Genomic DNA, 15,436 nt, shown 5'->3' with positions numbered 1-15,436 from the left:
AGGCCTTAAGCCGTTAAAAATTGTTAAATCAATCCAAAAATTTACCTGTTTTATCGACTAGAATAGTTAATTTCGGCAGCATTTTTATGTGAAAACAATTTTTAATATCATTAAACAAACCAATGAATTATTCAAAAGTTAATAATATAGTAGGCTGGATCTGCTTTTTAATTGCTACACTAACTTACGTTTTAACCTTAGAGCCTTCTGCCAGTTTTTGGGATTGCGGTGAATTTATCGCATCGGCATTTAGAATGCAGGTGGTTCACCAGCCTGGTGCGCCTCTATTCTTAATGATCCAACGTTTCTTCTCCATTTTTGCAGCTGGAGATTTGACCAAAATCGCTTACTGGATGAATGTAGGTTCGGCTGTTTCGAGCGGGGCAACTATCTTATTCTTATTTTGGACCATCACCGCATTGGCTAAAAAAACAGTGTTGAAAGCTGGTGAGGAATTAACGACCGGCAAATTAATCAGTATTATGGGTGCAGGTGCCGTTGGTGCGCTGGCTTATACTTTCTCTGATAGTTTTTGGTTTTCGGCAGTAGAATCGGAGGTTTATGCACAATCATCATTATTCACGGCGATTGTATTCTGGGCTATCCTTAAATGGGAAGCACATGCCGATGAGCCACGTGCCGATCGCTGGTTATTGTTTATTGCCTATATTATGGGTTTATCAATTGGTATCCACTTGTTAAACTTGTTAACCATCCCGGCACTTGCTTTCATTTATTATTTCAAAAGAACCGATAAAGCAACCCCAACCGGAATTATCAAAACCCTTGTTGTTGGTATTTTAATCTTAGCGGTAATCCAATATGGTATTATCCAATACCTGGTTTCATTCGGTGCTTATTTCGATTTATTCTTTGTAAATACATTAGGTCTGGGTTTTGGAACGGGTGTTTTATTCTTCGCCATTTTATTAATCGGCGCCCTGGTTTGGGGAATCCGCTATTCGATCCAACACCAAAAGAAATTATTAAACTTAGGTTTAATCTCTACCGTATTAATCATTTTCGGTTATGCATCTTTCTCGATGATCATCATCAGGGCAAAGGCAGACCCGAACTTAAATAACAGCGCACCTAAAGATGCTTTCTCTTTCTTAAGTTACCTAAACCGTGAGCAATATGGCGACAGGCCATTGGGTTATGGCCCGAATTATAACTCTGAAAGAGTAGGTGTAACTGAAGGTAAAACCATCTGGAGAAAAGGAAAAGACAAGTACGAGGTAGCGGGTAAAAAAACCGACTACGAGTATAACAACAATACTTTGTTGCCACGTATGTATAGCGATGACCCTAAACATGCCGCTTTTTATAAAGAATGGATGCGCTTAGACGATTCTAAAAACCCTAATCTGGTGGATAACGTCGGTTTCTTGTTTAGCTATCAGATTGGCTACATGTACATGCGTTATTTCATGTGGAATTTTGCCGGCCGTCAGAATGATGAGCAAGGTCAGGGTAGCGGACATGAGGGCACCTGGATTAGCGGCATTAAACCAATTGATGCCATGTTGAGAGGTAACCAAACCAATCTGCCGCCTTCAACAGTTGATAATAAAGCATATAACCGCTTCTTCTTTCTACCATTAATTTTAGGTGTTATTGGTGCCCTGTGGCATTTCAAACGCAACCAGAAAGATGCCGGAGTAGTGGCCTTATTATTCTTCTTCACGGGTATTGCCATTGTATTATACTTAAATCAGAAGCCATTAGAGCCCCGCGAAAGGGATTATGCTTATGTTGGATCGTTCTATGCCTTTGCGATATGGATCGGACTTGGTGCACTCGCCATTAAAGAATGGCTGTTTAAAAAACTAACCCCAACTGCCGGTGCCATTGGTGCCACGGTGATTGGATTATTAGCTGCACCGGTAATTATGGCCGAGCAGGGATGGGATGACCATGACCGTTCTACGAAACTGGTTCCACACGATATTGCTTTAGATTATTTACAATCTTGTGCGCCAAATGCCATCTTATTTACTTACGGCGATAATGATACCTACCCACTTTGGTATATCCAGGAGGTAGAAAATGTTCGTCCTGATGTACGTATCGTAAACTTAAGTTTATTCGATACAGATTGGTACATCAATGGCCTGAGACAAAAACAAAATGAATCGGCTCCATTGCCAATTTCGATGAAACCTGAGCAGTATGTACAGGGCGAAAGGGATGTAATGCCATACGATGATTACAAAATTGCAGGTAGTATTGAGCTTAAAAACGTAGTTGATTTATTGTTATCAAACGATGAGAGCGATAAAGTACCGATGCAGGATGGATCAAAATCTAACTTCCTGCCAACTAAAAACCTTAAAATTACGGTAGATCCACAGCAAGTAATCAGTACAGGAACAGTACCTGCAGCCGATGCTTCAAAAATCACAACCACAATGGATTGGAAGTTTAATAAGGGTTATGTAACTAAAGGAACTTTGGCTATGTTCGATATCCTGGCACATAACAACTGGAAACGCCCGATTTATTTTGCTTCTACCGTGCCTTCTGAGCAATATAATGGCTTAGATAAGTATTTATACAGCGAAGGTTTAGCAATGCGTTTATTGCCGCTTAAAGCCGACACTACGGCATCGGAAGATAGACCAGAGCAATTGAATACGCCTGTTCTGTATAATAATGTGATGACTAAATTTAAGTGGGGAAATATGAAAACCGCTAAATATTTAGATCCGCAATCATCAGACGATACTTTCATTTTCACTAATATCTTCAGTAGCTTAACCAACAGCTTAATTAAAGAAGGTAAAATTGCTGATGCCAAAAAAGTAGTCGATAAATATTTTGCGGTAATGCCTGATAAATTCTTCGGCATCCGTACAGTTGTAGTGAAATTCTACATGGCTGAAAACTTATATAAACTAGGCGAAACTGCCCGAGCCAATGATATTTTAGACAAATCTGGCGATTATATCAACAAGGAATTAAACTACCTGGCTGATATTTCACAATCAAAAGGTTTAACCGGCTCGCAGAACATTCAAACCGGATTATACTACCTGGACAGAATGATTAAAACCAGTAAAGCTGCAGGTCAGGATAAATTGAGCGATAAGCTGCAGAAAACATTTAACAGTTTAGAAAGTCGTTTGTCGATGTTCTTCCCACAACAGGGACCGCAACAGTAAACGAATCTGAACAATAACTTACAAAGCAGCTGCATTAATTTGTAGCTGCTTTTTTGTTGACCAAACCTATCAGGTTTTAAAAACCTGATAGGTTTAAGATATCGCGAGATACGTCACCCTGAATTTATTTCAGGGTCTTTACCGCATTGATAGATGCTGAAATAAATTCAGCATGACGGGGCTAAATATATGTGGTGTTTATAGATGGATTTCAGTAACAAAAAAAATCCTGTTCAGCATGGCCAAACAGGATTCAAATTTATTTTAGTTAATGATTATTCGTTTACTACACCCATTGCACAGAATTTTTCAATTCTTTGTTCAATCAGTTTATCCGTTTTTAATTTACCCAATGCCGCTAAATCTTTAACAAGGTAATCTTTTAAAGTTCGGCCCATTAACTCCGGATCCTGGTGTGCACCTCCAAGCGGTTCTGGAATAATGCCATCGATTAGCTTGTTGCCAAACATATCATCAGAAGTTAATTTCAAACATTCAGCAGCTTTCTCTTTAAAATCCCAGCTTCTCCATAAAATAGATGAACAAGATTCAGGAGAAATTACCGAGTACCAAGTGTGTTCTAACATATAAACCTTATCGCCGATACCGATACCTAAAGCACCTCCGGAAGCACCTTCGCCTACAACGATACAGATAATGGGTACTCGTAGAATAGACATTTCCAGTAAGTTTCTGGCAATCGCCTCACCCTGTCCGCGTTCTTCTGCCTCTAAACCAGGGTAAGCACCCATCGTATCGATAAAAGAAACAACCGGTTTATTAAATTTTTCTGCCAAGCGCATTAAACGTAATGCTTTACGATAACCTTCAGGGTTGGCCATACCGAAATTGCGAAACTGACGCTCTTTGGTATTTTTACCTTTCTGGTGACCGATAACCATTACCGTTTGACCATTTATAGAAGCAAAACCGCCAATAATTGCCTTATCATCTTTAACCGTTCTATCGCCATGCATTTCAATAAAATCATCACAGATCATATTGATATAATCAAGGGTTTGCGGGCGATCAGGGTGACGGCTCATCTGAACCTTGTTCCAACCGGTTAAATTTTTATATAAGTTATTGGTAGTTTCATCTAATTTACCATCAAGCTCGTCTAACGTGGCAGACATATCTACCTTAGTTTTTTCGGCAACTTGCTTAACCTTTTCTATCTGCTGAACTAAATCGGCAATAGGTTTTTCAAAATCGAATGATGTTTTTATTTGCTGCATAATTGAACCACAAAAATAAGTAATTATTTTTAGTTTGTAACCAACAGTTTTTCGTTTGCATTTTTGGAGGGAATAAATCGCTTTAGCAAGGCCGATAAAAGAACGCTATATATATGATTTATTTTTTTTGGAAAGCAGTTTCAGTGGTTATTGGGTTAGGTTCCGTCCTGCTCTTCCTACTGCCGACGAAAAATCGGCATCCGTACGATCAGGTTTAGATTACACCTGTTTTTGCACCGATGAGGGTTTTCCATGCCACTGCCCAACCCATCTAGCCCTGATTGAAGCGGAGATCCTTTTTTGTCAGCCTGAGCAGAGTGGAACTGCAAAAAAGATCGGAGCGCAAAGCAGGACAAACGATAATATTTATGCTGCAGCTGCGCTTCAAATTAATCAAAAAGTGTTGACACATTAAAAGAATTTATACACTTTAAATTAGGGTTTGGAAAGCAATTCCTGTAGCGCTTCGGTTAGAACAGTCCTGCCATTTGCTTTAGCCCAGATGAAACCTGTGAAATAAGCAAGCACACCATAAAAACAACAGACCGTGCTTAAATCTGGGCTATCGCGGCTGTCAGGTTTAGATTACACCTGTTCTTGCATCGATGAGGGTTTTCCGTGCCCCCGGCCCAACCCATCTAGCCCTGATTGAAGCGGAGATCCTTTTTTGTCAGCCTGGACGAAGTGAAAGGGCAAAAAAGATCGAAGCGCAAAGCAGGACGAACGTTAATTATTGTACTGCCTCTGCGCTCCAAAAAAAAGAGTCTCTTAGGTAAGAGCTTTGGCTAAGAGAGTTGACAACTTCCTATACACATTGCTATTAAAAGTTGTCAACTCTAAAATCTTAGAACTTAGCGGCTTCGCCAGGCTTTGGTAATGCTTTTTTAATAAACTCACGGATATGGTTATTAGCCGTTTTCAGGTCATCCTTACGTAGGTACATCATATGGCCGCTACGGTAACCTTCCCATTTCATTCTATCCTGCAACTTACCCGCAGCATCTAACTGCCACATGCTGTATTTCGCGTTGAAATAATCGCAGGCCCCGTCGTAATAACCCGATTGCACCAATAAATGCAGATATGGATTCTGTGCCATGGCCTGACGGAGGTTATCGCCGGTTTGATTGCCAGTTTGATCCCATGGATAAACTGAGCCAAACATATTGTATTTCAAATCGGTTTTATAATTCAGCTCATTACGGATGTACATATTGATGGCTGGCGTAAATGAATGCAGCCAGGAAGTTAGTTCTGCATTATAATCCGGTCCTTCGCCGGCACTCATTTTGTCGATACCACGGTAGCGCGAATCTAACCTGCCCACCGTAAAACCTTTATCCCTCAACAATTCTTTCCAAAAGAAATCGGTTGGTACATTGAGGTTATAATCTAATATCACTTTTTCTGAAAGCCCAGCGTAACGGGCCATTTTCACGGCAATGGCTTTCTTTTTATCGGCGCTCAACATTCCACCCTGCGAAATAGCGGGGATCAATTCATTAATGGTAAAACTTTCCACTTCCGGAAGCATCGCCGTTAAATCTTTAGCTTGTAAATCGGCGGCCAAAGCTTTATGGTACCAGGCTGTAGCAGCAAAATACGGCAAACGCAAAGCCGCATCAACAGGACCGCTCCGTTCAATACCGAGTTCGGTTGGCGAAACCAATACCACACCATTTAAATACATCCACTGGCTGTTCTGCAGCTCTAAAGCCAAGCCCGAAACACGTGTGGTACCATAACTTTCGCCAATTAAAAATTTTGGAGAGGCCCATCGGTTGTTGCGCGTTACAAAAGTATTGATCCACTCGGCCAGGTATTTGATATCGGCACGCACCCCAAAAAACTTATTGGTGGGAATATCTTTACTTACTGCTCTCGAATAGCCGGTGTTAACCGGATCGATGTAGATAATATCGGCAACATCTAAAATAGAATATGGATTTTCTTTATAACCATAAGGTTGTACAGGATAACCTTCATCATCAATATTCAAAACCACAGGACCCGTATAGGCAATATGCATCCACACTGAAGCCGAGCCCGGGCCACCGTTAAAAGAGATGACTAAAGGTCGCTTATCACGATTTTGCACATCGCTGCGTTCGTAATAAGTATAAAACAAACCTGCAATCGGTTTTCCGTCTTCATCCCAAACGGGCAGCGTACCTGTTGTAGCCTTATACGGAACGGATTTACCATCAATGGTTACCGCGTGATTGGTAACTACCGAGCTCTCCACTTTAATGGTTCTTTCGTTTGCCGAAGATTTTGGCTCGTCTTTAACGGTAACCTGGGTGGTGGTTACAGTTTCTTTAGATTGGCTTTTTCTTGGCCCCTGTTGTGCATAGGCAAAAGCGCTTACGCTTAAAAATGTAGCAAGTATAAATCTGAATTTCATCGTTTTGGTTTGGTTCCTAAATATCAAACTATTGTGGCGTTTATCAAAAAGCGCATTAGAAATGTTACCATAAAAAAACCAGCACTGCTTTTGGCAATGCCGGTTCTGCAAAAAACTGCTGCTATGAAGCAGTAGACTCTTTATTTAGGCTTACAATTTAAATAACAACCGCTTCGGCGCTTGCATCTGCAATTTGCCAGCCTATAGTTTGGTTTCCGGTAACCAATACATCTACAAAATATTCATAATAAGATCCGGCTTTGTAACCTTCAAAAGTATCGGCATAAATCGGGCCTGAGGAATGTGATACCGAAGTTAACGGAACGTTACCTTCTCCCTGTATGGTTACGGTGATGCTGTTATATACCTGACCTGTAGTATACTGAAGTGTTGCCACAGCAGCCAGTCCATTACTGGTGGTAAAATTTTTAGTAACCGTAACTACACCTCTACGCATCACCTTTTTTGGAGCAAGGGCTACTTTTTCGGGCGTAAAACTACTAAACAGACAAACGGTAAAAGCTAAGGTAGCGACTAGTAAAGCAATTGTTTTTTTCATTTTCTTTGGTTTAAATTGGTTAAATATTAATTAAAAATCATTTGTGTATTGCGCCAGAAAATACAACTACAATCTTACCAAGGTAGTTAAAATGAACAAACATTAAATTACGTGGTGATATCGCAGCCTGTTAATTAAAGATAATGGTTTGCAGCGAAGATATTTTTCCGAATCAACGCGCAAACGTTTGATTAATAAGAGGATACAAAATCAAAAAATACAACCAAATCAAACACCTGCGACTGTTTAATATTACAGTTTAGATAGGGTTTAAGCATCAGAAAATAAAGCCGGAAATTGGTACAGCACAAACGTTTGCCTAAAATGTTATCCGAAATATGCAGAACAAAAAAGCCGATACCGCAAATGCGGTATCGGCTGGTAAAAACTAATTTAATCGAGACGGGTATTGTTTAATTCTTTTTTATCATTTTAAGGCCAGGATCTCTTCATCTGATAATACCTTGTTCCAAACCTGTAATTCATCTATCTTCCCTTTAAATCCACCTACGGTTTGAAGCGGAAAAAACAAAGTTTCCGATTTACGTACTTTCGTTTTGTCTTTATCCGTAAACGTGATCCAGTTATCGTACAAGCGTTTTTCAAGTTTGCCATTTACATAAAGACTAGTACCCTTATTGGTTCCGGTTATCACTACGTGGGTCCAGCTATTTTCAGGTAAAACATATCCGAAATCGATATCATAACCCTCCCTTGAAAAGCCAAGTTTACCGGTACCTGTTTGTTTTAATTTTACAGTTGCATTAGGCGATTTGAATAACACTGCACCATCTGCATTGTTATTTGCAGGATTTACCCAAAAAGAAACCGTATAGTTATATCCTATTTCAGTGTAAGGCAACCTGGCGTAACTATCCTTTCCTGAAAATGATAACGCATTTTTTGCATATCCTTCTGCATATGCCGCGCCAGTGGTTTTGATCTGATTATCCTTTTTATCAAAATTAAATTGAGCTGTAAATGGCACATCGTTTTTAGATAACTTTCCACTTATATTTAACGAGGGTCCTTCTCCTATCTTTTTGCTCAACACATTAAAATCATCGAACTTTAAAGTGGTATTACTGCCTCCCCACATTTTTTGTGCTAACACCTGCATTGCCGGGAATACCCTGTCGTGTACATCCTTCTCTGTAATTCCGTTGCCTACAATATCATTCCATACGGCAAAAGAACCACCTAATATGGTCGGATCGCCTGATGGGAACTGAACGTTTCCAATCATCGAAGGCGTCCATTTATTATAAAGATTTTTAATATTCAGGTAATCGTAGTAGTAGCCCGCTGCCGGTACAATATACAACCATCCATCAGGCGTACTAATTTGCTTATAGCCCAGTTTCTTCATTTCAATAGGATTTGCATAACCATTGTACCAGGTATTCATCACCACATTTTCTACTTTAACAGGAGTAGTACCCTTTGCATGGGTTAACGCTCCCCAAAGCCTTACATCTTTCCCAAAACCTTCTACGTATTTAATCATGCGATCGGTAAAAGCCCTAAAAACTTCGGCATCTTTTTTAGCATATTCATCGGTACCAATGTGAACTGCTTTACCGGTAAACACGGGTGTGCTACCAGAAATATATTCTTTAAACACATTTTCCATAACCGTATAACTAAGTGGATTATGGAGATCGAGATGGTCCATACCATATGCTTTACTGCCAATTTCGGGAACCACTTTGGTAAAGGCCAGTGCATGTGCTGGTGCATCAATTTCTGGAATAATGCGAACAGCATACTGATCGGCCAGTTGTTGTAATGCTATAAATTCCTTTTTGGTATAGGAACCGTCTTTTGCGGTTAACCCCGGATAGGTTGTATTTTCTAAACGGAAAGCCGAATAGGTATCGGCCCAGTTATCGTTGAAATATTTTTTAAAGCCATTATCATTCAAATGAATCTGAAAATCGTTCAATTTGTAATACGACATGAATTTCACATAATCTCTTAAAAACTGAAGGCTAAAGAACTTACGGCCTACATCGAGTACAAATCCGCGGACTTTAAACTCTGGATAATCTCTTGCTAATCCTTTTGGAATGGCATTTTTCTGCTCCAATAACTGTAATAAAGTTCTCGTTCCCCAGAATAATCCTTGATATTTTACTGCACTGATGGTAACATATTCATCTGTATCAAAGTAATAACCTTCTTCGCCAATGCTTTTATCATTTGCGTTTAAGGTTAAAAAAACATCTCCCTTTTTAGGCTTACCTTTCACAATTAACAGGTTAAAACCTAACTGATCTTTCAGTTCTTGTTTTAAAATATTGGCAGCGTTTTGCAATTGTTTTTCATTCGCTGCATTTAAAACAATTCTGCTGGTGGCCGTTAAAAATAACTCACCCTTGCCGCCATGCCATTCGCGCAAGGCAGGAATTACAAAGGGTTGTGGGTTAACACCCGAATCAGAGAATTTGCCTGGAACAACAACCTGCCTGGATACATCATATTTTATCGAATCGCTTACCTGACTAACCAGCTGGAAGTACAAGTTGACATTTGTTGCCACCAAAGGCGTGGTTATGCTTCCAGATTCATCGATAATCGGGGTGCGGTTACTTCCTTTGAATACCAGCGAATAACCTTTCGGGCTTTCGGGGAAAACAACTTTCTTATCGCCGGCTTTTAGTTCTTTAATATTAGGCACTGATTTAATAACCGTGCTGTCGGTTTGACCGAATAAAAGACTTTGAGCGGTGATAATGAAACCAACCGTAAATAGCATGCTTTTCATGTGTAAATACTGAATTAATATTATTAGCGTTTAGCTTATTCTGTTGAGCAGATCACAGTTTTAATGCTGAAGATGGTGCTCATGTGAGTTAAAGATAAACTAAACTTTTTGATACGCTCAAGCAAGTTTCGCGCAAACGTTTGATGAATATAGAACTTTAACAAGTTGATCATTATCGCAAATGGATGGGCCTAAAATACAGACCATAAAAAAAGCCGACATTGCAAAATGCAATATCGGCTGGTAAAAATCGGGATGATATTAATTATTTTATTTATCCCACCATACTTTTCCCACCAGCTTATCGCCTCCCGGAACAGCTGCTGATGCCGCTTTATAGTTTACGGCATTGGTAACCCCTTCGAAAAGTGGGTAAGGAAAACGACGTGGAATTGAACCGCCCGTGTTGGTGTTCGGATATACAATAGGTACCAGCGCAGGGATACCTGTTCTTCTCCAGTTCGACCAGGCTTCATAAAAATCGAGCATGGTAATGGTATGCGCCCAGTATTGGGTGCCAATCATCTCTAAACCATTGGCCGCTACATATGGATGGGCGGTTAAATAAGCCGCAGCATCGGTTCCACTTATAGCCATTGATGCATCATATTGAGAAAGATAGGTCATTGCAGAAGTTACACCAGCATTATAATGTGTAGCTGCCGAACCACCAATACCATAACGTTGTGCCGCCTCTGCCCATAGCAGTTCTGTTTCGGCATAGGTGAGGATAAAAGTGTTGCCATCTCTTTTTAACATACCTGGATTTGGAGAAGAATAATCTGTAAAATCAGTGTAAGAAGGATCCTGACGAACATCTCTTCCTGCAATACCACTTAAATCTTTACCATTAGGCATTCCTTTTTGCACCGCAGGATTCGTAACGAAAGCAGGGTTCTGATCCTTGGTCCCATCCGTTAAATATAACTTGGTTACCGCTACCTTGCCTAAACGTGGGTCGTTATTTGTTTTTAAATAATTGATGAAGGTACTGCTCCACCTGGTGTAATAATTCTCCTGACCACCATCGCCCAATAAAACCTGTGCATTTCTGTTCTGTGTTACACGGGCACCATTGCTATCATGTTTAAATAAAGCATTATCTGCATCGCCTGTCATGGTTTTACCAACTGCTTTATTGATGTAGGTCTGGGCCAGAGTAGCATCAGCCTTGGTTAACCTCATGGCCATACGTAACATCAAACTATTTCCAAAACGTTTCCACTTTGCAATGTCGCCGGCGAAAACAAGATCGCCTGTTACTTTATCACCACTGGCATTTAAGGCAGTACTCGCTTCATCAACCTCTTTTAACAGATCGGTATAAATGGCTTGTTGTGCATCATATTTAGGATATAAATTTGCCGTATAATAGCCTCTTCCTGCATCAAAATAAGGTATATCGCCATATAAGTCTGTTAATCGCTCAAAAATCAGGGCTTTCCAGATTCTACCCATCTGATAAACGTTATTATATTGGTTTTTTCCTTTGGTAAACTCCACTAAATCTGCAGCATATTTAACCTGATCAGGATAAGCTTTCTCCCAATAAGCTGCTGTGTAACCTTCATTAAGCATATATTTATCACCTGCCCAATAACCAATTACCGACGACATGCCCTGCATCATGGTAGAAGCATAGATTAAATTTCCCCGCCAGGTTTCGTAAGCAAAATCGATGCTTCCGGTATAATTTAACTGGGCTGTAGATAAAAGAAAGTTCGGATTGTATTGCTCTTGTCCAACTGAGGTTGGATCTGTATTAATTTTTTCAAAGTCTTTGGTACAACCAGCTATCAGGGCTAATCCAGATAATAAAAGTGGTACGTATAATTTTATGATCGTTTTCATTTTCAATTCGTTTAAAGGATTATAACTTAACACTTAAATTTAAACCGTAGGTGCGCACCGGTGGTACTCCGCCCAGCTCCATACCCGGAATGGTTGCATTATAGCTCGACTCGGGATCGATGTTGTCTGTTTTCTTCATCAGGATGAATAAATTACGACCAACAAAACTCACATTTAAACCTTTAATCTTATTATTGAACAGTTTTCCAGGGAAATTATAACCCAGAATAACCTGTCTGAATTTGATAAAACTGGCATCCTGAACAAACTGTTTTGATACATTATTGGCGAAAGTGCTGTAATAATTTGCTGCATTTATGCCTAGAGCATCGCGGTTTTCCAGCGTAGCCTGGTGCAAGCCAAACACATAACCATAATAATCAGTTGCAGAGAAAATTTTACCGCCCCATTTACCATCTATCAGGAATGAAAAGTTAATGCCTTTATAGTTAAACTCGTTGTTCCAACCAGCAGTCCACTTGTTATAGGCTGAGCCATAAGGTTTCAAGTCTCCTCTTTCCGGAATACCGTTGGTATCTTTTATAATATTGCCATTGGCATCATATTTATAATCGTAAGCCATTATCTGTGCAATAGCCAGTCCTTCCAGGTTTTGTAAGAAACCAACATTACTTCTGGAGGTTGCCAAAGGTTGCGAGGCGGTACCTGGTGCCAATGTAATTACCTTGTTATCGTTATATGAACCATTTATGGTTGAGGTCCAGCTGAAATCTTTATTTTTTAAAACAACGCCTGACACTAAGGCTTCAACCCCACGGTTTTGCAACTTACCAATATTTAAAAATGCGCCGTTATAACCGGTTGTAGTTGAAGTAGGAACAGCAAGGATTTCATCTTTCGATTTTTTATTGTACCAGGTAAAATCTACACTAAGGCGATCGCCAAAAAACCTCATTTCCGTACCAACTTCCAGCTCACTGGCACTAGATGCTTTTAAAGTAGCATTCGGGATTGCAGCATTTACAATATTTCCGAGCGAGCTACCATTAATGGTTTCACTACGTAAATTATAATAAAGCTGTGTTTGGAAAGGGGTAGTTGCCTGCCCAACGTTTGCATAACCCGCCCTTAATTTACCAAAGCTTAAGAAAGAAGGTTTCCATAATTCGGTGAAAACGAATGAACCACTTATGGATGGATAAATCGTATTTAATTTATTATCTCTTCCCGGTGTTGCCAATGTAGAAAACCAATCGTTACGTGCGCTTCCTGTTAAATATAAAATATCTTTATAGGTTACTTCTAACGTTCCATAAACCGATTGAGTTTCCTGATCGGTCTGATAAACAGCAACTGCTTTACCTCCGGTATTGGCTAAATTATAAACGCCAAAAATCTGGAAAGATCCGCCGGTATTGGTGGTTCCTGAACCTTTGGTACGACGATAACTTGCTCCAAAATTAGGGGTAATGGAGAAATCATCTATTTTAAAAGATTTACCAATTAATGCATCTACATTGATATCGGAGAATTTACTGATCTGTTCGGTGTAACCTCCGTCAGCATCATAAGCTGTACCAGACGGCGTAACCGCAACGTAATTATCGTTGTAAGAATCTCTACCTGCACGCGCCTGTAAAAACAATCCGTTATCGAAGGTATATTTTGCACTGATAGAGCTTAATAAACGTTCTCTTTTGGTATTGTGTATAAAATCATAAGCTGCAAACCAGGGATTGGTTGCATAGGTATTACCGGTATTGTATGAAAGCTCCGTTCCATCAGGTTTTTTACCCGGCTTTAGTGTTTCAATATTTACACTAGTTGGCAAAAATGCGGCATTATAATTGGCATTACCTGCACCATCTGAAACCATCGGCCTGTTTTTGGCCTGTTCTAAAATATAGTTGAAACGGGCATCAATCACCAGGTTCTTGATTGGATCGAAAGTACCAGAGAGGGTAAAATTTTGTCTGTTTAAACCCGAGTTAGGTACAACCGACCTATTGGTTAAATCGCTTGCCGATAAGCGCATTACTCCACCCGTAAACGATTTGTTTAAGGCCAGGGTGTTGGTAAAAGTTCCTCCTGTTCTGTAAAAATCTTCAATGTTATCCTCCTGAGCAGAATAAGGTCTGCTTACCCCGTCAAACTGAACCACATTAGAACCATCTAACCTGGCACCCCAGCTCGAACTTCCGGTAGAAGCAGCAGCCAGTTGCGTAGCTGGTTTCTGGCCGTTTACACCTTGTCCGTATATATATTGCCAGTTGGTTCTATCCATCACCTGCTCGGCAACATAATTACTGCTAAACTCAATATTGTTCCCTTTTCCACTTTTGGTGGTAATCAAAATTACACCTGCTTTGGCCCTATTACCATAAAGTGCAGAAGCTGCAGCGCCCTTCAATACCGAAATACTCTCAATATCATCAGGATTTAAGTTGCTAATCGCATCGCCTAAATCTGGTGCATTATCGTATTGACCTCCATTATTACCAATACCAATGGTGCTTCCAAAACCAACCGGTGCACTTTCCATTGGAATACCATTTACCACATACAATGGCTGACTTGATGGGCCTAAACTGGAAACACCACGGATAGTCACATTGGTGGCTGCCCCTGCACCTCCAGAAGTACCGGCGATATCCAAACCTGCTACTTTACCCACCAAAGAGTTGGTAATGTTATTTTCGCGGGCCTGTGTTAAGGTTTCACCACCAATCTGTGTTACCGAATAACCCAGGGCCCTTCTTTCTTTTTTGATGCCTAAAGCCGTAACCACCACATCAGTAAGCTGTTTGGTATCTTCTGAGAGTACAACATCGATATTGGTTTGTGAACCGATAGCAATTTCCCTGGTTTGAAAACCAGCATAAGAAATAACCAGCGTAGCATTTTCAGGAGCATTTAAAGCAAATTTACCGTTTACATCGGTAGAAGTACCAATACCTGTTCCTTTAACCCTAACGCTTGCACCAGGTAAAGCACCTCCAAGTGCATCTTTAACTGTTCCCGAAATCGGGACTTCTTTATTTTTGCTAATGACAATCAAGCCACCATCAGAAACAGAATATTTCAGGTTCGTTCTGTTTAAAATGGCAGCCAATACGTCAGTAACCAAAGTATTGGTTACAGTAATGCTTACATCCTTATTTACGGGAACGTAAGAAGAGCTGTAAACAAAATGGTAACTGCTTTGCTGCTCAATAATCTGTAATACCCTGGCTAGCTTTGTTTTCTTAACATCTAAAGAAATTTTTTCCTGAGAAAAAACCGATGCCGAAACATTAAGACAGGTAATGAAAACCATAATACAGGCTAGTTTCATTAGCATAATGAATTTTAGAAGCGCTTTATATTTTGGGCGCCCTTGCAGTAAGTAATAATAAATCATATTTTTGTTTTTTTGGTTGCATAAAGTTCTTGGCAGCAATCTGTTTGCGCATAAACTGCCATTAATTAATCAAAAGAGAAATTGTTAAGGGC

The 15,436-nt window shown here is 40.0% G+C and carries 8 protein-coding genes; 2 read left to right on the top strand and 6 right to left on the bottom strand.

The annotated features are described in order from the left end of the window. Window positions 1–122 precede the first annotated feature (122 nt). Window positions 123–3,164, top strand: a complete 3,042-nt coding sequence (locus AC07YT_RS18290) for a DUF2723 domain-containing protein (RefSeq protein WP_086549082.1) — start codon at window positions 123–125, stop codon at window positions 3,162–3,164. A gap of 275 nt (window positions 3,165–3,439) precedes the next feature. Here AC07YT_RS18290 and AC07YT_RS18285 read toward each other — a convergent pair whose 3' ends face one another. Further along, a complete protein-coding gene (locus AC07YT_RS18285; RefSeq protein WP_086549081.1) occupies window positions 3,440–4,402 on the bottom strand; it encodes an acetyl-CoA carboxylase carboxyltransferase subunit alpha in 963 nt (320 codons plus the stop codon). A 127-nt stretch (window positions 4,403–4,529) separates the two neighbouring features. Between AC07YT_RS18285 and AC07YT_RS18280 the strand changes: the two genes are divergently transcribed. After that, the gene (locus AC07YT_RS18280) at window positions 4,530–4,817 is read left to right on the top strand and encodes a hypothetical protein (RefSeq protein ID WP_086549080.1); all 288 of its coding nucleotides are present in this window, start codon (window positions 4,530–4,532) and stop codon (window positions 4,815–4,817) included. Between the two features lie 429 nt (window positions 4,818–5,246). Here AC07YT_RS18280 and AC07YT_RS18275 read toward each other — a convergent pair whose 3' ends face one another. The 5 genes from AC07YT_RS18275 to AC07YT_RS18255 form a co-directional block, all read right to left on the bottom strand. After that, window positions 5,247–6,806: a S10 family peptidase gene (locus AC07YT_RS18275; protein WP_086549079.1), complete on the bottom strand. Its 1,560-nt coding sequence runs from the start codon at window positions 6,804–6,806 to the stop codon at window positions 5,247–5,249. 157 nt (window positions 6,807–6,963) lie between these two features. Further along, on the bottom strand, window positions 6,964–7,365 hold the full coding sequence (locus AC07YT_RS18270) for a hypothetical protein (protein ID WP_086549078.1): 402 nt from the start codon (window positions 7,363–7,365) through the stop codon (window positions 6,964–6,966). Window positions 7,366–7,792: 427 nt separating this feature from the next. Next, complete coding sequence (locus tag AC07YT_RS18265) at window positions 7,793–10,132, bottom strand: glycoside hydrolase family 20 protein (RefSeq protein ID WP_494945449.1); 2,340 nt, start codon at window positions 10,130–10,132, stop codon at window positions 7,793–7,795. A gap of 270 nt (window positions 10,133–10,402) precedes the next feature. Next, window positions 10,403–11,983, bottom strand: coding sequence for a SusD/RagB family nutrient-binding outer membrane lipoprotein (locus tag AC07YT_RS18260; protein ID WP_086549499.1), 1,581 nt, complete (start codon window positions 11,981–11,983; stop codon window positions 10,403–10,405). A 19-nt stretch (window positions 11,984–12,002) separates the two neighbouring features. Then, window positions 12,003–15,278, bottom strand: coding sequence for a SusC/RagA family TonB-linked outer membrane protein (locus AC07YT_RS18255; RefSeq protein WP_494945448.1), 3,276 nt, complete (start codon window positions 15,276–15,278; stop codon window positions 12,003–12,005). Window positions 15,279–15,436: the final 158 nt, after the last annotated feature.

It is taken from the genome of Pedobacter sp. GW460-11-11-14-TSB4 (assembly GCF_059423705.1).
Note: the sequence above shows the minus strand (reverse complement) of the source record. Positions and strands in the feature narration are given on the sequence as shown.

Bases quoted from the DNA above. Each gene is read 5' to 3' on its own strand.
- AC07YT_RS18290 (WP_086549082.1), top strand. From the start codon at position 123: ATGAATTATTCAAAAGTTAATAATATAGTAGGCTGGATCTGCTTTTTA.
- AC07YT_RS18285 (WP_086549081.1), bottom strand. From the start codon at position 4,402: ATGCAGCAAATAAAAACATCATTCGATTTTGAAAAACCTATTGCCGAT.
- AC07YT_RS18275 (WP_086549079.1), bottom strand. From the start codon at position 6,806: ATGAAATTCAGATTTATACTTGCTACATTTTTAAGCGTAAGCGCTTTT.
- AC07YT_RS18270 (WP_086549078.1), bottom strand. From the start codon at position 7,365: ATGAAAAAAACAATTGCTTTACTAGTCGCTACCTTAGCTTTTACCGTT.
- AC07YT_RS18265 (WP_494945449.1), bottom strand. From the start codon at position 10,132: ATGAAAAGCATGCTATTTACGGTTGGTTTCATTATCACCGCTCAAAGT.
- AC07YT_RS18260 (WP_086549499.1), bottom strand. From the start codon at position 11,983: ATGAAAACGATCATAAAATTATACGTACCACTTTTATTATCTGGATTA.
- AC07YT_RS18255 (WP_494945448.1), bottom strand. From the start codon at position 15,278: ATGAAACTAGCCTGTATTATGGTTTTCATTACCTGTCTTAATGTTTCG.